Raw genomic sequence first — 25254 nt, forward strand, 5'->3', positions numbered from 1 at the left:
TATGAAATCTACCTTATTATTGGGAACCCGGAAAGGCTTTATTGCTTATACCTTCCGGAACAACAAATGGATCCTGGAGAACTGTTCATTTGAAGGCGTACCCATTTCCATCGCTTATGCCGATCCCCGTAACGGCACCTGGTGGGCCTGCCAGGATCATGGGCATTGGGGCGTAAAACTGCAACGGTCGAAAGACAGGGGCCAAAGCTGGGAAGAAGTGATCGCGCCGGCTTATCCGGAAGGGGAAGAAGTAAAAGACGGCGTACCGGCTACTACCCGCTACATGTGGTCGATGGCGCATGGCGGTAAAAATCATACATCCCGCTTATGGATCGGGACCGACCCGGGCGGTTTGTTCGTTAGTGAAGATGAAGGCAACAGCTTTCAGCTCGTTGAATCTTTATGGCAGCATCCTACCCGTAAAGAAGGCTGGTTTGGCGGTGGCCGCGACCTGCCGGGTATCCATTCCATCGTCGTTGATCCACGCAATGAAGATCATATCCATATAGGCATCAGCTGCGCTGGTGTTTTTGAAACTACAGATGGCGGAAAGAGCTGGGCCATCTGCAATAAAGGATTGCGGGCTGATTTTCTGCCCGATCCCAACCAGGAAACCGGTCATGACCCACATATCGTAGTGGCAGCACCATCCAACCCAGATGCCCTCTGGCAGCAGAACCATTGCGGCATTTTTCGCAGTACCGATGGGGCCCGCAACTGGCAGGATGTTAGTGAACCAGAAGGTCCCGCGCGTTTTGGTTTTGCTATCGCGGTGGCCGACGACAATCCCGACCAGGCCTGGGTAGCACCCGCCGATAGCGATGTAAACCGCACCGCCATCAAGGGCGCTCTTGTCATTTGCCGGACAGACGATGGTGGCAAAAGCTGGAAACAATTACGCAATGGGCTACCCCAGGAAAACTGTTTCGATATCGTGTATCGCCATGCCCTGGTAAGTAATGGTGATGCTGTCGTTTTCGGCACTACCACCGGCAACTTATTCTTTTCACCGGATAGAGGTGAGAACTGGCAGGTGATCAATAATTATTTACCGATGATCTATTCCATCCAATTTGCCGATTAATAAGTTAAGTTAACAAGTTGACTGATTAACCGGCCAACTTGTTAACTGGTCCAATTTTCAACTACTGACCATACCCTCCCCCGTTCTATCTTTCTGCTTCCTTCTCTGCCAGAGATCAATGCCTAGCCGCTATTGTAGTACTTCCTGCTACACCTTTTGTAGTAGCCCTAGCTCCTGCTCTTTGTTTCAAAATTCTTAATCTGCACTTCTTCATATTTCCTGCTGACCCGTGTTACTATCATACGCTTAACAAAACCAATGCGTGTATAATATCGGGAGATAACGCTAACGGCTTTGATAATTGCTCTTTTATACAATGAACGAATCTGCAAAACATATTAGCAGGTTACCGCTGAAGCAGTTAGCTTTTTTTCATAAAAAGGTTATCCACATCCGTAGGGTGTCGCTATGATCCGGGTACATGTATAAGTAGTATGGACAAGCAATCATTTTTCAGGATATTGGATAAGTACCAGGATGGCACTGCCAGTGCTGCGGAAAAAACATTGATAGAGGAATATTACCGGCGCCTGGAGAAGGCAGGAAATACCGACCTATCCGCCGAAGAAGAAACAGCTCTGAAAGAAGAGATGTATTCACAGATCGCAGCCAGGCTTTGGGATCGCGACAAGAAAATAGTACCTATCGCAAAAATGCGCTACCGCCTTGTTGCAGCAGCGGTAATACTGGTCCTGATCGGTGCAGGCAGTTATTTCCTGTTGATGAACGAACCTGCCCCATCAACCGCGTCAACCAGGCCCACGGAAGCCAAACCGCACGATCTTCCACCGGGACGGGATGCTGCGACCCTTACCCTGGCGGATGGAAGAACGATCGTACTGGATTCTGCCAACGGCACCATTACCAAACAGGGTGGCGCAACCGTAATCAATGTGAATGGTCAGGTGTCGTATGCCAATACCGGTGGCAAAGAAAATCCTGCTGCTGTAGTATATAATAAGGTGTCTACTGCCCGTGGCAACCAATACCAGTTAATACTCGCCGATGGAACGAAAGTATGGTTGAACTCAGCCAGCTCATTGCGCTTTCCCACTTCATTTGCAGGTGACCGGCGGGAAGTGGAACTGGATGGCGAAGGCTACTTCGAGGTAGCAAAAGATGCCCGGAAACCATTCCATGTGAAAACCCGCACGCAGGATATTGAAGTACTGGGTACTCACTTTAATGTGAATGCGTATAGCGATGAAGCAACTGTTAAAACAACACTGCTTGAAGGGTCGGTGAAAGTTGGTGAATGGTCAACGGTCGATGGTGAAATAAAAACCGGTAATAAAGTAATGCTGAAGCCGGGGGAGCAGGCGATACTAAGCGGGCATTCAACGCAGTCCGGCAGGCAGGCCTTCACTATAAACCACTCACCGGATATAGACCAGGTCATGGCCTGGAAGAATGGCTGGTTCGAATTTGATGATACGGATATTAAAACGATCATGCGCCAGATAAGCCGCTGGTATGATGTAGACATCAGGTATGAAACAAAAACAGCCGATGAAAAATACGGAGGCCGTATCAGTCGCAACCTGAACCTCTCGAACATTTTAAAAATGCTGGAAAATTATGGGGTGCATTTCAAACTCGAAGGAAAGACCTTAACGGTAATTCGATAATGTGACAATGTTAATTTGATAATGTGATAATTCGATAATGTGATAATTGAATACAGGAGATTGGAGTGCTTGGTATTGAACTAAAGCAAGACACAATTGGCAATAGGCAGACGGTTGTCAAGAGCATGCCCTGATTCATCGGGGGGTTGCGGGGTTTTAACAATTGAGAACAAGTGCATCATCAACAACAGTCAGCATCTATTAATGCAGCCATCACTACCGGAAGCTTATTTGCCAGTTGTTTTGCGAATGGTCAATGGTCAATGGTCAATGGTGAATATTGAAGACGTTCAATAACTATCGATCATCCAGGTAAGCAAGAAACAAAAACTATATAAATCCCCCCTGCTTTCAGAAGCCGGGGATAAAAAAAAATTGCCGCTTCGTGGCCAGACGAAACGGCGGTGTTCAGTAACAATAAACAAGTCTGTTGAGGAATCATTTATTCAATCACCAAACCAAACAAAGTTATGCAAATAACTGCTATGATCCGTTTGCGTAAATATACGAACGGGTTAATGTCCTGGTTAGCCGACCGGGAAACGCACAAACTGCTTAAGGTCATGAAATTAACCACATTGCTGCTATTCGTCACATGCCTGCATGCAGTTGCCCATACCAGTGGGCAAACTGTAACCCTCTCGCTTAAGAACGTACCGGTACAAAAGGTATTTAAAGCGGTATCCAGGCAAACAGGTGTGTCTATCGTATACTGTGAAGATCTATTCGAAGGCCTTCAAAAAGTATCTATAAATGTGAAGAATGCCCCGCTGAAAGACGTGTTGCAGCAATGCCTTACCGGCGCCCCTTTTGAATACAGTGTGCAGGGCAATACGGTGGTGATCAGGAAACGTTCGGTCATTGAAACACCTGCTTATATCAATACGCCGCCGCCACCGCCCATACCCATTACCGGTAAAATAGTAAATGATAAAGGCGAACCCATCGCAGGCGCCAATGTACAGGTAAAGGGAACCCGCCGGGGAACCAGCACCAACGCCAATGGGGAATTTACCATCGATGCCGACAAAGGCGACATTCTCATTATCACCAATATCGGTTATGCGAGCCAGCAGATCACGGTCAGCAATGACAAGCCAATACAGATCACCTTATCGGTAAACTCCCAGCAACTGGGAGAACTGGTGGTAACGGCGCTGGGCATCCAACGTCGCCAGAAAAGCCTTACCTATAGCACTACAAAGATCAATAACGCCGAACTCACCACGGTTAAGAACATGAACCCGATGAACAGCCTGAATGGCAAGGTTCCGGGTCTGCAGATCAACCCCAGTGCTTCGGGCCTGGGCGGCTCTGTGCGGGTGATCCTGCGTGGACAAAAGTCAACCCGGGAGAACCAGCCCCTGTATGTTATAGATGGTGTTCCGCTGACCAATTTCTCGAGTTCGCAACCCATAAACGTATGGGGTGAAAGCGGTGGCATTAATGCACCGGGCCGCGATGCGGGCGATGTGCTCAGCTCGCTGAACCCGGAAGATATTGAAAGCATGACGGTCTTAAAAGGCGCTTCTGCCGCCGCTTTATATGGCAGCCAGGCCGGTAACGGGGTCATTATGATCACTACGAAAAAAGGCCGTGCAGGTTCTGCCAAAGTAGATTTCTCTTCCAGTTTCACGGTGGAAAAACCCATGTATCACCCCGAGCTGCAGTACAGCTACAATCAAACCGGCGCCGACAATATTTATAGCTGGGGCCCTGCCGGTTCAAACCCCGACCATGTAAAACCTTTCTTTAAAACCGGTAAAACTTTTATCAATACGCTGGCATTTACCGCAGGAAACGACAAGGCGCAAACCTATTTTTCGTATTCCAATACCAATAACAATGGTATTATGCCTACCAGCGAATTCAAACAGCATACGTTCAACTTTCGCCAAACCTCCAAATTCTTCAACGATAAGCTGAATGTGGATGCGAACATTATTTTCAGCACCCAGAAAACACATAACCGGCCATCGACCGGTTTGTATTATAACCCGCTTACAGGATTGTATCTTTTTCCCAGGGGCCTGAACTTCGATCAGTATAAACAGTTTGAATACTGGTCACCTACCCGTATCACCAATTTGCAGAACTGGTGGAATATCAACCACGACAAAAACCTGGTAGGATCCGACAATCAGCAAAACCCCTACTGGATCCTGAACCGCGATATCAACGTTGGCAAAAAAGATAACCTCTTTGCATCCATTACGTTGAAATATCCCATTACGAAATGGCTGAACATCCAGGCGCGCGGCAGTGTAAACCGCAATTACGACAATTACGAATTAAAAGCATACGCTTCCACGCAGATAACCCTGGCTGATTTCAATGGCCGCTATACCTACGACAAATTAACCCGTACCCTGTTATATGGCGATGTGATCGTTTCGGGCAATGTCGATATCACCGATAAGATCGGTTTCAGCTTTAATGCGGGCAGCAGCATCAACGATCAGCAACAGGATCGCGCTTTCTTCGATTCAAAGGGCAGCGACCTGCGTTTTGCCAACATCTTTACGCTGGGCAACCTCAACCTCAATCCGGCCCTGATCGCACAACCTAGCGGTTTGCGCCGCCAGGTTCAATCCATCTTCGCCACCGGTACTTTCGATATCGATGAAAAGGTATTTATCGACCTGACTGCGCGCAACGACTGGTCCTCTACCCTGGCCTTCACGCCCAAAGAAAATAGCGGCTACCCGTATTTTTCGGCCGGTATCAATACCATCGTAAGCGACCTGGTTAAATTGCCTGCGCTTATCAATTATGGTAAGGTTCGTTTTTCTTATGCAAAAGTGGGTAATGATGTAGAAGCATTCTCTACCCTGCCCACGAACACTATTATGTCGGGTAATTATGGGTCTATCCAAACAGGTCCATACCTTGGCTCTTACCTGAAACCGGAAGATGCGCGCTCCTTTGAAGTGGGAACTGAGTGGAAATTCCTGAACAACCGGTTAAGCCTTGACTTCACCTGGTATAAGACCAATACGCGCAATCAATACTTTGATTTTGCCGCACCGCTGGGCAGTGGCCTTTCGAGGTTCTTCGTAAATGCGGGCAATATCGAGAATAAGGGTATTGAAATAGCGCTGGGTTATGATGTGCTTCGCAATAGCACCACCAAATGGAACACCAGCCTGAACATGACGCGCAACCGCAATAAAGTAATTGAGTTGTTACCGGAACTGGGCGGTCAGTACGAGATCACGCAGGCGGGCGTGAACAACTACTCGCTGCGCATCCGAGAAGGCGGTTCCTATGGCGACATTTACGGACAAACCTTCCAGCGGGATACCGATGGTTCCATACTGGTTGATGACAATGGCAAACCACAAACCGGCGGTTTCAAGTTCCTGGGCAATCCCAATCCTGATTTCCTGGCCGGTTGGAACAATACCGTAGAGCTTAAAGACTTCATTATAACAGCGCTCATCGATGGCCGCTTCGGTGGTAAAGTAATGAGCATCACGCAGGCGGTTCTCGACGAATACGGAGTATCGAAAGTAACGGCAGACGCCCGTAATAGCGGTGGGGTTATGATCAACGCCACAAAACTAAGTGGCGGCAAGTGGAACGGCGCTATTCCGGCAGAAACATTCTATTCTACGGTTGGCGGCCGTGCAGGTATCACTGAATATTACATGTACGATGCCACCAACATCAGGTTGCGCGAACTATCAGTAGGTTACAAATTGCCCTCAAAGCTTAAGGTGATAAAAGACATGCGTCTGTCGCTGGTAGCGCGCAACCTCTTCTTCTTCAAAAAAGAAGCGCCGTATGACCCTGAACTGAGCATGAGCACCGGCAATGGGTTGCAGGGCATTGATGTGTTTGCCATGCCGGCTACCCGTAGTATGGGTCTGAGTTTCAGATGTTCGTTTTGATTACGGCATGAACAATGTGGTGATCAGGAAATGAACGGGTTTATGGTTTATAGTTTCTGAGGGAACAACAAACCATACACCTCAAACAACAAACGCCTTCAAAAAAAATGACAATGAACAAATATTCAAAATACATTTTTCATATAACCACAGCCACCACCTTACTGCTAGGCAGTTGCACCAAAAACTTCAGGGATTACAATACCAATCAATATGGTGCTACCAATGAAATGCTGTTACCAGATTATGGGCTGGTAGTGGCGCAATTGCAGGAAGCGCAGAAAACCATTTACTGTTACCAGCCGGCCTGGGTAACGCAACTGCAGCAAAACCTGATGGCCGATATTTTCAGCGGGTACATGATGTCGCCTACCCCCTTCCGTGGCAATAGCAACAATATGACCTATGACCTGGTAGATGGCTGGAACGTTTGGGCGCTGAACCCGGCTTATTCAAGCGCCTCGGGCAGCATTATGAGTCCTATCTCGAATGTTGAAGTAACTACGAAAACTTCCGCACCTGATCTGTATGCCATGGCCAAGATCATCAAGGTAGAAGCCATGCACCGGGTAAGCGATATTTTCGGTCCCATCATGTATTCGAAATATAAAGTGCGTTCGGATGATGGCGGCTATGATTACGACAGCCAGCAGGAAGCGTACAACAACTTTTTTAAAGACCTGGCCGAAGCGATCACCATTCTCACGCCTAAACGCACGGAGAAATCGACACCTACTTTCAAAAATGCCGACCTGGTGTATGGTGGCAGCTATGAGAAATGGTTACAGTTTGCCAATACCCTGCGCCTACGCCTGGCCTTACGGATCGTTAAAGCCGACGCAGTGAAAGCAAAAGCGGAAGGCGAAGCGGCATTGACCCATGCTGCCGGTATTTTACGCAATCCCGGTGACGATTTCAGCATCAATATCGGTGCTACGATTCATCCGTTAAATACCATCAATGAAGCATGGGCCGATATCCGCATGGGCGCTCCCATGGAATCGATCCTGAAAGGATACAATGACCCGCGCCTGGAAAAATATTTTGTTCCAGCTACAGATGCTGCGGTGGCCGGGCAATACAAAGGCATTCGACAGGGCATTAATATCGATGCTAAAAGCCGTTACCAGGGCTATTCTGCGCTGGCAACCCTTCCCAGCAAGATCCAGTTAATGACGGTTGCGGAAGCATTGTTCCTGAAAGCGGAAGCCGCGCTTCGCGGATGGTCAGGCGCCGGTACTGCCCAGGATAGTTATGAGACTGGAATAAAAACATCTTTCGCCCAACATTCCATTACAGATGTGAACACCTATCTGAATGATGATGTAAGCAAACCAGCTGTATACACAGATCCCAAAGCCATCACACCCGGACAGAACGATGTCACAAGCGGTCAGCCCTGGTTAAGCACCATTACCATTAAATGGGAAGATGCCGATGGTTTTGAGCGGAAGCTCGAAAGGATCATTACCCAGAAATGGATAAGCATGTTTCCCGAAGGACAGGAAGCCTGGAGCGAATTCCGCAGGACCGGTTACCCGAAACTGTTCCCTGTAGTGATCAATACGAGCGGCGGCAAGGTGAGCACCACTCAGTTCATTCGCCGGGTGAACTTGCCACCCGATGAATATTTATCGAACCCCAAGGGCGCTCAAAGAGCAGCAGCTACGCTGAATGGCCCTGATAATGGCGGTACCAGGTTGTGGTGGGACAGGCAGTAAAAGCCACTGGTAAGTGGCGAGCAGCGAATGGCGGGTAGGGAATACAGAGAGAGTATGATAATTGATAATGGGTGCGAAGCATTGAAATAAAGCGCCTGCTGGCCATTTACTACTAACTATTGGCTATTTAGCTAAAACGCCAATTGCAGTGTCAATTGGTTTACGATAGCAGTACTCCGGCGGCGGGCATTTTGCAACCTGCCTGCCGTTTGGGGTCATGCGAGCAAAAAGGGCTTAAAGGGGAGTTCTCTTTTGCTCATCTGCAGATTTCTATTGAACATCCCGCTTCGGCGGGGAACTTCAGTGAGCCGGGTGCAACTGAATAAAAGGGTTTGAAGAAGGTCTCTCTTATTCGATGCTGATTTCTATCCCCGGCTTTCCTGAAGCAAAGAGTTTAAGGAGTGAAAGAGTTAGAAGAAGGTCTCTTTTGCTCCTTATCTCTTTTATGTCACACTTATTCAATTTATTTAATATCAACGAACTTTCTTGCAGTTTTCTGCCTTCAACATTACCGGGAAGGTTAAATTTGTTTTAACTTTCGGGTAACAACGTGCAAAGCTATCCTATTCATACCGATCATGAGTTACTGAGAAAACTTCACCAGGGAGATGAAATGGCTTTTGCCGAGATCTACAACCGCTATTGGAAATGTCTCTATACATCTGCACACAATATACTACAGGTTAAAGAAGTGGCACAGGATGCGGTACAGGAAGTGTTTGTATCATTATGGAAACGCCGGCAAGCCCTACAGGTAGATGTGTTGCAATCCTATTTACACCAGGCAGTACGCTTCCAGGTATTTAAGGCCATCAGGGCTGAAAAAACCGATCAGCAATTCTTCAACCGGCTGGCCCTGGTCTCAAAGGATATTTTGTTCGAAGACCCTGTGCTGTTCAAGGAACTGGAACATTTATACCAGCAATTGATCCAATCTTTACCGCCCGATGAAAAAGAGATCTTTCTCCTGCATCGCGACGGCGGACTTACCTACAAACAGATCGCTGAACAAAAGAACATTTCCGTAAAAACAGTGGAAAAGAAAATGAGCCACGCGCTACGGGAAATACGATTTGGGCTGGATGATGCAATGGCGGTCATGATAGCAGCCTATTTGATGCAATAAGATACTGATTTCTGATTTCTGATTTTGGGATTCCGGGATTTCCTGATTTCATTATATCAGTCATTTTGATAAATCTCAAAATCCTAAATCTCGAAATCAAAAATCTCGAAATCAAAAATCTCGAAATCAAAAATCTCGAAATCAGCGATCCCCGCTTATTTTTGCCCCATGAACAAAGAACTTATCATTGGGCAAACAGTTGAACACGTAAAACAAACATTGGCAGAAGCTGAAGGCGGGCACGACTGGTGGCATATTCACCGGGTATGGAAAACGGCGCAAATGATCGCCGCTTCTGAAGACGCAGATGAGCTTGTAGTGGCGTTGGGCGCCCTGCTCCACGATATCGCCGATTCAAAATTTCATAATGGCGATGAAAGTATTGGTCCGCGCAAAGCCCGGGAATGGCTGCAATCGCTCAACGTAGATGAGCCGGTCATTGAACATGTTGAGAACATCATCACACATATTTCTTTCAAAGGCGGCAATCACCATCAACCGTTCCGGTCGATAGAACTCGATATTGTACAGGATGCCGACCGGCTCGATGCTATGGGCGCCATTGGCATTGCGCGGGCTTTCAATTACGGTGGTTATAAGAACCGGGCATTGTATGATCCGGCCATTCCTGCTAATATGAGCATGAGCAAGGAAGAATACAAGAGCAGTAAGGCTCCCACCATCAATCACTTTTATGAAAAGCTGTTATTATTGAAAGACAGAATGAATACGGAGACGGGAAAAAGACTTGCCATTCAACGGCATGCGTTTATGGAGCATTACCTGCGACAGTTCTATGCTGAGTGGAATGCGGAAAGCTGACTTTACAGTTCGCAGTTAGCAGTGCGCAGTTCACAGTTCGCAGTTAGCAGTGCGCATTTAGCAGTGCGCAGTTAGCAGTGCGCAGTTAGCAGTTCGCAGTTTTTTTAAACTCGCGGCTGTATTTAACTTAATAACTTATGGACTTATTAACTCAGGAACTCAATAACTAAGTAAACAGTGAGTTAAAAAATGATTTTGAACCCAGGAAGTTGAACAACCACAAACCACAAACCATAAACCACAAACCATAATTAAGAAACCGGCTGCGCCTTCATTACTTCTTTCAATCTTTGTTCATCGGTAAGATCGAGGCGTAACGGCGTTATAGACACGTAATCATTTTCAACCGCCCAGCGGTCAGTGCCTTCTTCGGCCGGCTCCAGCGGCGTTACCGTAAACCAGTAATGTTTTCTGCCCATGGGATCAACACCTGGTACAATATGGCCATCGTACAACCGAACAGATTGACGGGTCCATTTCATACCCTTGGGTTGCGGCGGAAAATTAACATTGTATAAACCGAGGGAAGTATTCTCTAATAATAAAGCCAGGGTTTTTTCAACATAAGGCGCCAAAGCATCAAAATCCGGTTCTGTTTTACCAACCGGTGTGCTGAGGGCAATTCCCCGGATCCCTAACAGGACGGCTTGTTTAGCCGCCGCCAGCGTACCGGAATGCCACATGCCATTGCCCAGGTTAGGCCCCATATTAATGCCGGATAATACCACATCGGTATGCGCATATAAATGGCTGCCAAGGGCAACACAATCTGCCGGTGTACCGTTCACCCGCCAGGCCTCTATACCTTCAAATGAGATCGGTGATTTCTTTAATGACAACGGCCTTGAGTGCGTAACCGCATGTCCCATTGAACTTTGCTCCACATCGGGGGCAATTACAACCACTTTTCCAAATTTGGAAGCTATCCTGGCCAGCGCTGCTATGCCCGGACTATAAATACCATCGTCGTTGGTGATCAGTATTGTCATAGGTTATCAGTATTGATCTTATTGAAATGCATGAGATTATTATGCCAGCCTGCGTGGTATAATTTTATTAATAATTTAATTGCATACAACACATACATGAAAACCATACACCTCATACATAATCCCGGAGCCGGAGATGAAGCCCATTCAAAATCAACGCTGTTACAGCTGATTGAAGCAGCCGGCTATGAATGTAGATATTGTTCTACAGACGATGACGACTGGCAGAATATAGATCCAAAAACCGATTTTATAGTCATCGCCGGAGGTGATGGCACTATTAAGGAAGTGGTTACAGAATTGCTTGAGAAAGAACCTCCCGTCAAAAAATTACCGATAGCCATTCTACCCTGCGGTACAGCGAATAATATAGCCACATCGCTCAACATCAGGGGCGAACTCATCGACATCATCCGGCGCTGGAGCCAGCCGCAAACGACGGCCGTTGATGTGGGTGAAGTATTCGATATAAATGGCAAACCAGATTTCTTTATTGAAAGCTTTGGATACGGGCTCTTTCCCTACCTGATGAAAGAAATGAAAAAAAAGGGCAAGGACGATATAGAGGATAAAGATGAAAAAATGAAGGCCGCCCTGCAGCTTATGCGCGATATCTCACATACCTATCAACCGCATCATTGTGAGCTCATCATCGATGGCGAAGATCATTCCGGCGAATTCCTGATGGCTGAGATCATGAATACCCGCTTCATTGGTCCCAATTTATTTTTATCACCTCATGGCCATCCCGGTGATGGCAACTTTGAAGTAGTGCTGATTCCCGGTGAACACCAGGCGAAATTTGCAGCTTATATCGACAGCAAACTCAATGATGCAGAAGTAGTGTATTCATTCGTAACCCTCAGAGCGGAAGATGTGCGCATAAAATGGAATGGCACCCATGTTCATGTAGATGACCAACAGATCAAATTAAAGGAAAATACGCCGGTGCATGTGCGGGTTCAAAAAAATGCGCTGGTGTTCTTAACATAAGCGTTACCACAATCATAACAATGCATGACACCCATCATTCTATAACATACCAGGCTGTTATATTTTCGATATACGGGTTTTTCATAGGATATTTAAAAAATCAGAACGAAGCTCCGATGTCTATCGGGGCTTCCTTGTTTTATATACATAAAAAAACGCGCAACTGTGCCTGTCGCGCTTACCGCGATGGCCAGTTGTGCGTTTTGCGTAAATCTGTTCAGGAAAGTATCAGTTCAATAAGTTCTCCAGTTCCTTTTCATTAAGAATAGTAATGGCGCCATCGTGAATATCGATCAGCTTTTCGCTTTTAAATTCACTCAGCGTTCTTATCATCGATGCGGTGGCCGTACCGGCAATGGCTGCCAGGTTCTCACGGCTTAAATTAATAGATGATTTGTATTTTCTGTTTACGGTGATCAATGCATCTGCCACCTTTTTACGCAAAGAATTGTATGCAAGTCCCAACAGCAGCTGTTCTTTTTCGGTTATGTTCTTTGCCATCATGGTCATAAAACGGTATACAACTTCCCGGCGGGTATTCATGAGCGCGTCGAACTCGTCTTTCGGAATAATGGCCAGCTCGGTATTTTCCATGGTCTCGGCCCTTTCTTTATATACAGTGCCTTCCAGCAGCGCCACATAGCCCAGGAAATCACCTTCCCCATAGATCCCTACTATAAGCTCCTTGCCTTCTTCATTGGTCTTATATGTTTTTACTTTTCCTTTTTTTATGTAATACAACCTGGCGGGGCGATTACCCTCCACGTAAATGATCTGTTTCCGTTTGTATTTGCATACGTCGCGGTTCTCAGACAAGAGGCTTAAAATATCCCTGTCATTGCCCATCTTCGGCTGTTCGTTCAGCAGGTGGCCGTTCACATGCGCTGATGTTTCCCGTCTAACGAATTCCTGCTTCATCCACTCAGCGCGTTTTAACCGGCATTCAATGGCTTGCAGCAATTCTGTTTTCTCAAATGGTTTGGTAATGTAATCGTCGGCGCCCAACTCCATACCCCGCCGCACTTCTGCCCGGTCGGTACGGGCTGAAAGAAAAATAAAGGGGGTGTTTCGAATAGCTTCATGTTTGTGCAACAAATGAAGAACGCCAAATCCGTCCAGTTGCGGCATCATCACATCGCACAAGATCAGATCAGGTTTCTCCTGCAAGGCAATTTCGATTCCTTTTTTTCCATCATCTGCAGTAAATACGTCGTAATTAGCCAACTCCAGGATCTCCGCAACATTCTCTCTGATTCCGGCATTGTCTTCAATAACAAGAATCTTTTTCATGTTTAGTTGGGTTTTAAAAATGAAATAAAGCTGTTTACCATGCCATGGCAAGCATAGTTTAAAGACATAGTCTTCGAGGGAATATCATAGATTATGAAACGGTTAAGGATAAGGCGGGTAAGAGCTGCTTTCGGAGTAGTACTTATTAATTTATCAATATAGCGGAGAGAACTATCTCTATGAATTCACTGTCATGAAAATCAAAACAGTGATAGCAATTGTTTGGTTACCTGCTAAGGATTCGGTTACTGTCAGAGCATGAATAGAATGGATCGTTAATTTTAAAGATAATGTATTTTATACATTATTCACATCCCATTCATATTTTTTTTATGAGTTCCAATCAGGCAATCATTCAATCTGTTTCCAATAATGTATTGTGGATTATAATTTCATGATAAGACACGGAAGAGGTATGCAAAGTTGCACAATTTTAAACTTTTTGCGTCCTGTACTATCAGGTTTTTTTTCTATTCTAAATAATTTAAGAAGTAGCAATTACTTTACTGCGATACTTCATCAAGTAGATACAATACCGAACGGTAGTTCTTACCAGATGCTTCGCCCAGCGCCATTTCACAGGTCTTTGCAGTAGAATAACAATCATTGCATTGAGTGCTGTTGACTTCTGCGACTTCAGCGCGCGTTGCTGCAGCTGTTAAGCCGGGATAATAAAAGCCGCGATCACCGGCCATTCCGCAACATCCTGCTGTTGCAGGCATAATTGGTTCTTCCACGGTTGATGCAGCAAGCTGTAACAAATTCTTATTCAGGTTCATCTTATGCAAGGAACAAACCGGATGAAATACTGCCTTTGTTTTCTTTTTGACGATTGTCAAACGTGGCATAAGTATATCAGTGGCAAACTGCAGACTGTCAATGATCTTTAAGCGGTCAAAGCGAAGCTGGTTCTCCGGCGACAAAAACGGCCGGCAGGTCTGCAGGGAATGCGTACACGAAGTAATATCAAGCACAATGGGCAGGCTGCCCTGTTTACTCCATTCCCACAGAACATCGATGGTCTTGTTTACGAAATAGCGATAGGCAGGGGTAAATCCTTTGGAAGCAAAAGGCTGGGCGCAACAGGTTCCGGTAAGTCCGGAAGGGATCAGTAAACGTACATTGGCTTTCTCGGCCAGCCGGCGGCATACATCCACGATCGATTCTTTTTTCTCCATATCGCGGCCCATGGTACGGCTGATGCAGGAAACGAAATAAACGACATCAGCTTTTTCAGGCACTTGCGGTGTAACTGTCACCGGAGCTGTTAATTGGCTGGGCCATAATGGCAAAGCAGGCGCCAGCTTGCGCATGCCGCTGGTCAGGCGGAACATCGTTTTCTGTCCAAATATGCTGTTGACCATACGGCCGCTGCGCAATCCGGTCTTTATGAGCCATTCCACGAGGCCGAAATTTTTAGCCACCTGCATGGCAATAGCATTGCCGGTTTTGGAATGATTCTCTTTTCTCAGCCGTTTTACGAGTTCTCCTGTGTTAATGGCTACAGGACAATCTGTAGCGCAGAGACCATCCACTGCACAGGTGTCGAGGCCATCGTATGTATAATCCTTTAGAATGCTCTTATAGGTGGCCGTGTCACCGGCTTTTTGCAGTCTTGCCAGCGAGCGTCTTAACACGATGCGCTGGCGGGGCGTAAGGGTGAAATGGCGGCTGGGACAGCGGTTTTCGCAATAACCGCACTCTACGCACTTGTCTACTTCTTCTTCCACCACCGGCATGGGTTTCAGGTTCTTTAAATGACAGTTTGGGTCGGCATTGATGATCACCCCGGGATTCAGGATATTGCCGGGGTCAACCAGGGCTTTCAATTCCTGCATAATGGCATAGCCATCCTGCCCCCACTCCGTTTCAACATAAGGCGCAATGATTCGGCCGGTGCCGTGTTCCGCCTTTAACGCTCCATTGAACCTTTTGATGATCAATTCCGCCAGTTCATCATTAAAAGCGCCAAAAACGGCTATTTCCTCCGGTGTATCAAACGATTGCGTCAACAGGAAATGCAGGTTGCCTTCTTTGGCATGACCAAATACAATGGCGTCGTTATAGTTGAATTTAGTAAACAGCTGCTGCAGGGCTTCAATGGCATCACCCAGGCGGTCAACAGGAACAGCAATATCTTCGAGCATCACCGAGGTGCCTTTTTGCCGCACGGCGGCCACGGAGGGATACATGCCTTTGCGCAGCTTCCAGTAATTGGCCTGGATGGCTTCATCGGTGGTAAACGCTGTTTTATATATTATAGGTAGTGCATCGATGAAAACAGCAGCCCGGGCTAATTTTTCCTGCAGGGCGGCCGCGGTTTCCGCCTGGTATTCGCACAGGATGCCGGCGCAATTGGCCGGTAAGGTTTTCAAAAATTCGGGCGCACCGGCCAGGTCTTCAATGGAATAAATAGCGGCCCGGTCCATAAACTCAAGCGCTTCGGCGTCGCTTTCCTTCAACGCAGGAATAGCATGGCAGGCTGCAGCCGGCGAAGCAAAAAAGAGCAGGCCGGTACTCTTATACGGCTTATCGGGAATCGTGTTCAGCACGGCTTCTGCAATAAAGGCCAGTGTTCCCTCGGCCCCGATGAGCAAATGGGCCAGCACATCCAGCGGATGGTCGTAATCGAGAAAGGCATTGATGCTGTAACCAACCGTATTCTTTATCTTGTATTTGTCCCGGATCTTCGCGCTCAGGGCCGGATTGTTTTTAACCCGTTGCGCCAGTTGTTGAATACCGGCAAACAATTGTGGCTGGGTGGTTTCAAAGCGCTTGTAATCTGCCGCATTTTCGGTATCGAACACTTCGCCATTGGGCAGTACGAACTTCACATATTTCAGGGTATGATAGGAATTATAGGTAACCCCGCAACACATCCCGCTGGAATTGTTCGACAGAATGCCCCCCATCATGGCGGCATTGATCGAGGCCGGGTCGGGCCCGATCTTCTTTTTATATTGTTTCAGGAAAAAATTCACGCGGCTGCCGGTGATGCCGGGTTGCACCCGAACGGTTTCACCCGCCTTTTCGGCTTTTACCAGCGGCCAGTTGCGCGACAGATCCACCAGAATGCCATCGGTCACTGACTGACCCGATAAACTGGTGCCGCCGGTGCGAAAAGTAAGGGAGGTTTCGAATTGTTTGGCCAGCCTGAAAAGCAGCTGCACTTCTTCAATATTCTCAGGAAATACAACGGCCTTGGGCACCAGGGTGTAAAAGCTGGCATCAGATGCGTACGCATGCAGGTCTATGAGCCGGGTCTTCAATCTGTTTGCCGGGAACTGAGCTGCCAGGGCTTGTTGGATCTGCTTTTCTTTCGTCATTGGGGATTTCGCTGGTTTCAGCTTGCAATTTAAGCCATAGAAGCTTAACGCCGAACGCTTAACGCTTAATGCTTTATTTACCAGCCAGATAATTCAGGCAGGCAGTTTTGGCGGCAGCTTGCAAAAAAGCGCAGATTGACCGGCTATTTGCAATGCGTTTACAGCTATGGCTCTCTGCGCAGTTTAATCTTAAATTTCTGCGTACACCAGAAGTGAACAGCGCCTTTATTTCACGCATGTATAAGCGCATTTCAGCCATTATAATAAAAAATATGCATCACCGTTTGAACGATTTTTTTTAAATTCAGGAAATTTTCGCCCTGAAGAAAAGCTTCGCCATACTAATGCTCGCCGTCCATTTGTTTAACCTGGGTGGTTATACGCTGTTGTTCGAATATTTTACACAGCGGTCAGATGAACAACTTACCAAACGGCTCGATAATGACCAGTATGACAACAGCGAACTGATTGAAGTAAAGGTTGCCCTGCATATGCCGTACATCCAGAGCCGGACCGGGTACGAACGGGTAGATGGTGAAGCGGAAGTAGATGGTTTTTACTACAGTTATGTGAAAAGAAAGATCTCCAACGATACCCTGTACCTGCTGTGCCTGCCGAACAAGCAGAAAACGGAGCTGAACGCTGCACGCATCGAATATGTCGGAAAGGCGCACGATGCGCCTGTTAATGCAAAAGATACTCATGCGTTCAAAAAAAATCCGGCCGGTATTGAATACAACCAACCTGAAATCCATTACGCTGTACCAGTTCTTTCAATGGCAACCAAAGAACCAGGCGAACATCCGACGCCTCCGGTTACATTGACCTGCATCTCCGGCCCCTTCCATCCCCCACAGGGTTAAATAAACTAAACGCTTTGCAGTAACCCGGTGGGGAGGCATTCTCCCCTGCCCATTCATTCACCAGCTTATTATTCAACCCATCGTTGAGATAAGCGTCAAGATATACAACACTTCCATGACCATTGCCTTTCCTCGATGGCTGGCCATTCTGTTATGGCCGGCCATCTCTTGTACTTCACAACCGTCGCCGAATCAAAAAATGATCAATTTGCTTTCAACCGTGGCTACGAGCACCAATGTAGCCGCAAACCCATTTGCCTCCGAAAGCAGGCTGCCTTTTTACGATTCACTGCTGCAGGCGGCGACCGTTTATCCCGACTCAGCGACGGCCATTTTTGCAAAGGCCAATACCTACCTGGAACTGGGCGAGGAAGAAAAAGCCATAACACTGCTGGAAAAACTATTTCACGATCTGCCGCCATACCTTTTCGATCATAAAAAGATGGTGCTGAAAACCCTGGCCATGTGCCACCTCCGCCTGGGAGAAAGAAAGAACTGCATCTATAACCATACGGGCGAATCATGCATTTATCCCATCAGCGGCAAAGGCATACACGTAGATAAAAAGGGGGCTGAAAAAGCGATTGAATTATACAAGACAATACTGAAATACGATGGTTTTGACCTGGAATCCAGATGGCTGTTGAATATTGCCTATATGGCAGCCGGCGGTTATCCTGATGCAGTACCGCCGAAATTATTACTTAACATATCCGGCACCGATAGCAGCTGTACCGTAAAACCGTTCACCGATCTTTCGGCCCGTGTTGGCCTTAACATCAAGAATATGGCCGGCGGCAGTATCATCGAAGATCTTAACAACGACGGTTATGTTGACATTGTCACCAGCAGCTGGGGATTACAGGAAGGCATGCATTATTACACCAATAATCGCGATGGCACCTTCAAAGATGCAACTGCTTCCTCCGGATTAAAATACCTTACCGGCGGCCTGAACCTTTTGCAGACCGACTACAATAACGACGGTTGGAAAGACATTTTTGTATTGCGTGGCGCCTGGAAAGATGCTTATGGCAAAGAGCCAAACTCACTGTTGCGCAATAATGGCGATGGCAGCTTTACCGATGTTACGCATAGCGCCGGACTGCTTTCCTTCCACCCTACTCAAACCGCTACCTGGGCTGATTTTAATAACGACGGCTGGCTGGATCTTTTCATTGGCAATGAAACAGGTTTTAATGGTGAACCACATCCCTGTGAACTTTATATCAATAACAGGAACGGCACCTTCTCCGAAGCAGCTGCAGCAGCCGGTTGCAGGATCACCGCATTTGTAAAAGGCGTAACATCCGGTGACTATGATAATGATGGCTGGATGGATATTTTTCTATCTACGCTGGATGGTAAAAAGATCCTGCTCAAAAACGAAGGCATAAGCAATGGCGCCGCTCACTTCAGAGATGTTTCCCAACAGGCCGGCCTTGGCAATAACCGGGCCCGCACATTCACCACCTGGTTCTTTGATTATGACAATGATGGCTGGCTCGACATTCTCGTTTGCGGATACGAGTTCAGCCAATCGCTTGCCTGGTATGCAGCAGCAGAAGCCCTGAACATGCCGCAGGGCCATTCAGGCAAGATCAATCTGTACCGCAACCGGCATAACGGCACATTTGAAGATGTTTCCGCAAGAACAGGCCTGAACCGCATCGCTTTTGCTATGGGTGGTAATTTCGGAGATATTGATAATGACGGCTGGCTGGATTTTTATCTTGGCACCGGCAACCCGCAATACGCATCCCTTGTGCCCAACAAACTATTCAAAAACGTAAAGGGTCAGCGCTTTGCCGATGTAACCACACCTGCCCGTGTAGGCAACCTGCAAAAAGGGCATGGTGTTTCCTTCGTTGATCTCGACAACGATGGCGACCAGGATATCTATATTGAAATGGGCGGGGCCTATGTGGGCGATGCCTACGAAAATGCGTTATACATCAATTCGGGTGAAAGTGAACATCACCGTATACTGCTTTCCCTGCAAGGCAATACATGCAACCGCGCTGCCATCGGCGCACGCCTGAAAATAACTTTTACCGATAATGGTATTAAACGTACCATATACCGCGATGTAAATTCAGGCGGAAGCTTCGGCGCCAACCCATTGATGCAGCATATTGGCATCGGCCGGGCAAGGCTTGTTGACGAGATCGTTGTACAATGGCCGGGCAGCCGAACATCACAGGTCTTTACACAGGTTCCGGCAGACATGGTTGTTTCGATCAAACAAGACATTCAGGCCTATACGGTTACCCGCCTGAAAACTTTTAACTTCAATAGCCAAACACCCGGCATCATCCATTGTTTTCCATCGGTTAAACCGGCCCTTACAGGGAAATAATTTTTACAGCTATTAAAAAACCGTCGGCATGGTAAAAGCAGTCTCTTTTATTGCAAAACTTTATTAATTTTGCGCCCGACACAACTGATTTACACGCTATTATAACTGCTAACGATAAACACGGTGGAATTTGGCCAGATGATTGCTGTATAGTTTGGGATAAGGAATCCTTATCTTTCGACCAATACATACATTGAATCCCGGTTCCGGTATATCTTCAAACTAAATCGCATGAATTCCTGGATATAGTTCAGGCCCTGGCAAAAGCTCAGTCAGAACGATTTCTTGTATTCCGTTTCCACCCTACATTAATCGACGCCGGAGTATGCCTCTCCGGAATAACCTGTTCACGGAAAAGGAAATAAATAACCATTTAAACCTGGGTAAAGGAAATTTATCCAATTGCAAAACATTGTTAGCGCACATGCAACGTGAAATAACGACCATACTGTATATAGATGATGATCAGGACGACCTGTTGATCTTCGAGGAGTCTGTGAACGCTTTATATCCTGATGTAACGCTGTATAAGGCGCAAAGCAGTGAAGCAGGCATCAAGCTCCTGCACCAGCTTGAATCGGAGAAAAAACCTTTTCCATCGCTGATCATGATCGACCTGAACATGCCAAAAATGAACGGCCGGGAAACGTTGCAGCATATCCGGAGCAATGAAAAATGGCATGACATACCAGTGGCTATTTTCACTACCTCTGCCAATCATGAAGATATAGAGTTCTGTAAAAACTTTGGATCAGCCTGTATCACCAAACCCATGAGCTATACCGACTTCAGCGGCACTTTAAAAAAACTGTTCAGTACGGCCCCTCCGCACCGCGGGAAAAATGAATTTGGCGATTCACGATTCACGCGTAATAATCACTGGTCCCAATAAGCCCGAAGGCATCAGGGGCGCATCTTTCTTAAAAGCGATATTAGTGCGGGTCAACCTTTTTTCCGGGGGCAAAGCCGCATCTCCGATCAGACGGTTGGGCCAGCAATTCACCACTACGATCTCCAATACATTTCCGGTTGGCTTTAACAAGCCCGTCACTTCAACGCGCCAGGGCGCCGTCCATAAAATACCCAGCTTTTTACCATTCAGGGTTAGTTCAGCAATGTTTTTCACAATGCCTGTCTCCAGGAAATAGCGCGTTTCTGGCTGAATATTCGTTGCCTCAAACTGTTTTACATAAGTTGCACTACCAGCATAATACTTAATGCCTTCTTCCGGTCTTTGGGTCCAGTCTTCGAGTTTAATAAACTCCACGCTGGCAGGCCCGCCCCACTTTGTATCGAAATGAACCATCCAGGAACCTGTTAATTCCATCACAGGGGTGTAAGACAAGAAATTAGCCTTAGCCGGTTTTACAGCGATCTTCTTTGGTGCAGTCGTTTTTTTGAATACAATGAACCACGACTGAAAAGGTGCAAACTCCAACGGGATTTGAGTATAACCTCCTCCCTGGCTGAATATTTTTACCGGCATCATTTCACCGCTTACGGCGTCCCAGATCTCCGCTTGCCCGGCTCTAACACGGAAGCGGCAGTTTGTTTTTTCTGCCCGGTTATTGCGATTGGCAATAAAATAAATTTCGGTATCCCCGGTGCTGCGATGAATGAAATCAATAAATGCATTTTCATTGTCACAGATAAAGTCCGGTCCTGCCCCTCTTTCCTGCAATACTTCTTTCAATGGCAGATTCCATACGATCTTTCCTTTGCCATACACCTGCTGTTTGATCGTTTTTCCGTCGCATTTGCCCCATATGGCGGCTGCCAGCTGTTTTATCTGCATATCACAAGCCGGATAATCTTTTAGCCCGCTGTCTTTTTCAGGTTTCGGTCCTATTACGGTAGCGCCTGCCATTACCAGCGCTTTTATTTTCTGCAAAACCGGCAGCGGCATGGAAGTGGTTTCGGGCAACACCAGGATGCGATAGCTCATGCCATCGGGCAATACCAGCCTGCCGTTTTTGACGCTCAGCCGCGTCAGCAGCACTTCTTCGTTACATACATCATAATCGTAGCCTTTACCGGCGGAGGGATCAACATGTTTGGGCAGCACGATATTCGGAGCGATATCACCGTTATAATATAAGATGTCGGCTACAAAGAGCCCCTGTTGCAACATATACTGGCAACGGGTGAGGTAATCAAGGAATGGCCCGGCCTGGTTCCACCAGGTAACATTGGGATTGAAATGCGTACCTGCACCGTATTCAATCCCCGGTTTTCCATCCTGCGGTCGCGTTGCAGTGGCCGTGTGAATGAGGAAGCGGTTAATGCCTTCGCAAAAGGCGCGGTCGGCCGCCTGTTTCATATTACCCGGATAATCGTACCAATGACGGAAAGAAGTGAATGATTCAGCAGAAGCGGTTTTCTTGCCATAAATGTGCGCCGCCGATGCTACCATCTTGGTCACTTTGTTCTGCCCGCCTTCCAGGCGCACCATGCCGTAACCCAGTTTTTCATCGAGCCCGCCTTCCTCATCGTGTTTCCCGCCCAGCCAGAATTCGCCCTGCGGTTTATCGCTTCGCCCCAGGTTCTTCAAAGCATCCATACACATGGTGCCTGAGCGGCTGGGGCCTGCCGCTTCATTCTGCACCTGTAAACCGTTCTTATGGCAGAGGGCGGCAAAATGTTTATAATGTTCATCGGCCAAACAATCGGCTACAGTTTTACGATAGTCGTTAAGAAAACGGTCGCTCACGTCAATATTGCCAATAATATATCCATTGAGCACCGGCAAATAAGGAACAGGATCATAGCCCCGGTATTTTTTAAAATGGGCAATAATATTTTCGGTCCAGTTGGGAAAGCCGTCCTCAAAACTATCGTCACATAAATACACGAGGGTTTTACCGGCCAGCTCACCGGCCTCTTCGATCAATATTTTTCCCAGGTGTTCAAATTGCAGGTCGACGCCGGTATGACTTAACCAGTCGACCGACAAGCCGCTGGCTTCCGGCTGCGCGATCATTACTTTAGAACCGGTCATGCGATGGCCGGTACGGATGATGGTCCATTCACCGGCAGGCACATCCCAGTCAAGCTGACCATCGGCCCTCACTTTATCGGTAAGATCGATCACTCTATCAACAGCAATGGGCTGGTCGCCGTGTTTGGCTTCCCAGGGGGTTGACACAGGCCCCATTACTTCGTTTGCTTTTATGAAATTGCTGGCGTCTTTGCGGTTGGTTTTTGCAGGAAATAATGCCGAACGCGCATCGGTCTTTAATGGATTAAGATCGGCACCGGCAGGAATGGCAACAATGGCGGTATCGCGATAATCGATCTGCTCCAGCGGCAGGTCGATGTATTCTTTCCAGCCGGGCGCGTTCACGAGCTTGTCGTAGCCGTCCCGATTGCCCGGCAGCGGTAGTTTGCCGGAGAATTTTTGCGGACCAGTAAGCGTTAATTTCGATTGCAGGAACCAGCGGCAGGCATGTTGCGGCGGGATCCAGGGGCCGCCCATACACCAGCCCGAACTCATGTTCACGCCCATTGTAAGACCCAGGCGATGGGCTTCTTTTAAGGAGTGGCGATAGAGTTCCCGCCATTCGGGCGACAGGAATTTGGCGCCCTGGGGTACTTTGGCGCCGCCCAAACCATCGGCCGAATTGATCAACAACACTTCGCCCATGCCCTTGGCTTTGAACTCCTCCAGGTCGCGGGTAATGCCTTCCTTATTTACAAATCCGTTAAACCACCACCAGTAACAACCGGGTTGAAAAGGCTGTCCGGGTGAAAGGAACTTTTCTTTTAATACCGAATAGCCCTCAAGGCCTGTAAAACCAGGCAGCCATTTTGTAACGCCGCTTTGCGCAGAAGCAAAATGAGCAGTGGTCAGCGAAGTAAGTGTTATGAATTTGCGACGGTCCATGCTTAATGACTTCTAAATTTAGATGTAAGCGTAAGCTTCTTAACAATCGGCAGCTCCGGTGCCGGTTACCGGTTGCCAGTTGCCGGTTACCAGTTACCGGTTACCGGTTGCCGGTTACCGGTTACCAGGTACCAGTCGCCGGTTGCCAGTTACCGGTTACCAGGTACCAGTCGCCGGTTGCCGGCTTTAATACGTTTAATGCCGCACTTACCACCACCCACTTAACAAAAGGGTAACGAAAACCGCTTTCATTCAAGCAAGTTCTTACTTTACATATCATTCCCGGCAACCGGAGACAGGTAACCGGGAACTGATCCGGCTATTTCTTCCGAAAATATTTTGCCTTCGCACTGTTGGCGGGCGCCAGTGATCTAATGGCAGCAGCCGCTTCAATGGCGCGGTCTGCTTCTATTACGTCGGCGCCATTCCTGATGATCTGTGCATAGGCTTTGGCGCGTTCTTCCGCCGTGGGCAGTTTATCGTAGATGGGCGCTGTAGAGATCATACACATCACACCGCGCTGGTGCAGCAGATCGAAGATCTCTTTGTTTTCCGGTTTATCGTGCGGACCTACATAAGCCATGATCTGTTGCCAGGGAATGCCTGCCTTTTCATATTCCTCCAAAGCTTTTTTTGTTTTTACAAATGCCTCGAACATCACATTCTTATTGTCGTCATAGTAAAATTTTGCTTCCTTGGCATTATGCACGGTGATCATTACCCATGCTTCGGCCTTGTGTTTCTTTATAAGCCTGGCGGTAGTAGCCAGCGGTACATCTTTTTTATCGAGGATCAGCACCGTTTTTCCTTTGGCCCAAATGATGGCTTCTTCCAAAGTAGGAATGCGATAAGGTGTCACTTTGCCTTCTACATCTTTCAATTGCAGCTTCTTCACTTCTTCCCAGGTATGATCTCTCAATTTACCAGTACCTGTTGTGGTACGATCGAGGCTGTCATCGTGCAGCAAAACCACCACGCTGTCTTTAGTAAGGCGGGGATCGATTTCAAAAGTGGCGGGTGTATACTGCAGGGAATGCGCCATGGCTTCGATGCTGTTCTCGGGATAACCTTTATCGGGTCCGCCGCGATGGCCGCTGATCAGCGGAATATCATTACCGGTGTATTTGAAGTACTGTTGTAACTGCTGCGGCTTGTTGATCTTCAACACATGCAATTTGCCGGATTGGCTATACAGGGGTGTTGCATAAGAGCAGAACGCCACGAGCGCGAACTGCCCTATCTTTTTGTGGAGGCTCATCGTATAAAAGATTTAAACT

General features: G+C 47.4%; 16 protein-coding genes. 10 read left to right on the plus strand and 6 right to left on the minus strand.

Annotation, left to right across the window (positions count from 1 at the left end; translation table 11 throughout):
• The first annotated feature begins 1 nt into the window (after nucleotide 1).
• The 6 genes from JT717_RS09515 to JT717_RS09540 all read left to right on the plus strand — a co-directional run bounded on the left by JT717_RS09515 (nucleotide 2) and on the right by JT717_RS09540 (nucleotide 10274).
• Nucleotides 2-1084: a WD40/YVTN/BNR-like repeat-containing protein gene (locus JT717_RS09515; RefSeq protein ID WP_205509981.1), complete on the plus strand. Its 1083-nt coding sequence runs from the start codon at nucleotides 2-4 to the stop codon at nucleotides 1082-1084.
• Nucleotides 1085-1518: 434 nt separating this feature from the next.
• Nucleotides 1519-2712, plus strand: coding sequence for a FecR family protein (locus JT717_RS09520; RefSeq protein WP_205509982.1), 1194 nt, complete (start codon nucleotides 1519-1521; stop codon nucleotides 2710-2712).
• Nucleotides 2713-3182: 470 nt separating this feature from the next.
• Nucleotides 3183-6605, plus strand: a complete 3423-nt coding sequence (locus JT717_RS09525) for a SusC/RagA family TonB-linked outer membrane protein (protein WP_205509983.1) — start codon at nucleotides 3183-3185, stop codon at nucleotides 6603-6605.
• Nucleotides 6606-6718: 113 nt separating this feature from the next.
• Nucleotides 6719-8326: a SusD/RagB family nutrient-binding outer membrane lipoprotein gene (locus JT717_RS09530; RefSeq protein WP_205509984.1), complete on the plus strand. Its 1608-nt coding sequence runs from the start codon at nucleotides 6719-6721 to the stop codon at nucleotides 8324-8326.
• 550 nt (nucleotides 8327-8876) lie between these two features.
• Nucleotides 8877-9452 (plus strand): RNA polymerase sigma factor, encoded by a 576-nt coding sequence (locus JT717_RS09535; RefSeq protein ID WP_205509985.1) that lies wholly within the window; start codon nucleotides 8877-8879, stop codon nucleotides 9450-9452.
• A 168-nt stretch (nucleotides 9453-9620) separates the two neighbouring features.
• The gene (locus JT717_RS09540; protein WP_205509986.1) at nucleotides 9621-10274 is read left to right on the plus strand and encodes an HD domain-containing protein; all 654 of its coding nucleotides are present in this window, start codon (nucleotides 9621-9623) and stop codon (nucleotides 10272-10274) included.
• Between the two features lie 251 nt (nucleotides 10275-10525).
• Here JT717_RS09540 and surE read toward each other — a convergent pair whose 3' ends face one another.
• Complete coding sequence (gene surE, locus JT717_RS09545; protein WP_205509987.1) at nucleotides 10526-11263, minus strand: 5'/3'-nucleotidase SurE; 738 nt, start codon at nucleotides 11261-11263, stop codon at nucleotides 10526-10528.
• Between the two features lie 96 nt (nucleotides 11264-11359).
• On the opposite strand from surE, the gene JT717_RS09550 reads away from it, so the two are divergent.
• A complete protein-coding gene (locus JT717_RS09550) occupies nucleotides 11360-12256 on the plus strand; it encodes a diacylglycerol/lipid kinase family protein (protein WP_205509988.1) in 897 nt (298 codons plus the stop codon).
• Between the two features lie 228 nt (nucleotides 12257-12484).
• On the opposite strand, the gene JT717_RS09555 is transcribed toward JT717_RS09550, so the two are convergent.
• Together JT717_RS09555 and JT717_RS09560 are read right to left on the minus strand one after the other, a co-directional pair.
• Nucleotides 12485-13546, minus strand: coding sequence for a response regulator (locus tag JT717_RS09555; RefSeq protein ID WP_205509989.1), 1062 nt, complete (start codon nucleotides 13544-13546; stop codon nucleotides 12485-12487).
• A 503-nt stretch (nucleotides 13547-14049) separates the two neighbouring features.
• Nucleotides 14050-16872, minus strand: coding sequence for an FAD-binding and (Fe-S)-binding domain-containing protein (locus JT717_RS09560; RefSeq protein WP_205509990.1), 2823 nt, complete (start codon nucleotides 16870-16872; stop codon nucleotides 14050-14052).
• Between the two features lie 344 nt (nucleotides 16873-17216).
• Here JT717_RS09560 and JT717_RS09565 point away from each other — a divergent pair, with 344 nt between their 5' ends.
• The 3 genes from JT717_RS09565 to JT717_RS09575 all read left to right on the plus strand — a co-directional run bounded on the left by JT717_RS09565 (nucleotide 17217) and on the right by JT717_RS09575 (nucleotide 20986).
• A complete protein-coding gene (locus tag JT717_RS09565) occupies nucleotides 17217-17735 on the plus strand; it encodes a hypothetical protein (RefSeq protein WP_205509991.1) in 519 nt (172 codons plus the stop codon).
• 115 nt (nucleotides 17736-17850) lie between these two features.
• Nucleotides 17851-20094: a CRTAC1 family protein gene (locus JT717_RS09570; protein WP_205509992.1), complete on the plus strand. Its 2244-nt coding sequence runs from the start codon at nucleotides 17851-17853 to the stop codon at nucleotides 20092-20094.
• Between the two features lie 424 nt (nucleotides 20095-20518).
• Nucleotides 20519-20986, plus strand: coding sequence for a response regulator (locus JT717_RS09575; protein WP_205509993.1), 468 nt, complete (start codon nucleotides 20519-20521; stop codon nucleotides 20984-20986).
• On the opposite strand, the gene JT717_RS09580 is transcribed toward JT717_RS09575, so the two are convergent.
• The 3 genes from JT717_RS09580 to JT717_RS09585 form a co-directional block, all read right to left on the minus strand.
• Entirely contained in the window at nucleotides 20951-23977 is a 3027-nt protein-coding gene (locus JT717_RS09580) for a glycosyl hydrolase (protein WP_205509994.1), read from the minus strand. The two genes, JT717_RS09575 and JT717_RS09580, sit on opposite strands and share 36 nt — an antisense overlap.
• A gap of 121 nt (nucleotides 23978-24098) precedes the next feature.
• The gene (locus tag JT717_RS28605) at nucleotides 24099-24233 is read right to left on the minus strand and encodes a hypothetical protein (RefSeq protein ID WP_255552944.1); all 135 of its coding nucleotides are present in this window, start codon (nucleotides 24231-24233) and stop codon (nucleotides 24099-24101) included.
• Between the two features lie 63 nt (nucleotides 24234-24296).
• A complete protein-coding gene (locus JT717_RS09585; protein WP_205509995.1) occupies nucleotides 24297-25235 on the minus strand; it encodes a glycerophosphodiester phosphodiesterase family protein in 939 nt (312 codons plus the stop codon).
• Nucleotides 25236-25254 lie beyond the last annotated feature (19 nt).

It is taken from the genome of Longitalea arenae (assembly GCF_016924755.1).
GTDB lineage: Bacteria > Bacteroidota > Bacteroidia > Chitinophagales > Chitinophagaceae > Niastella > Niastella arenae.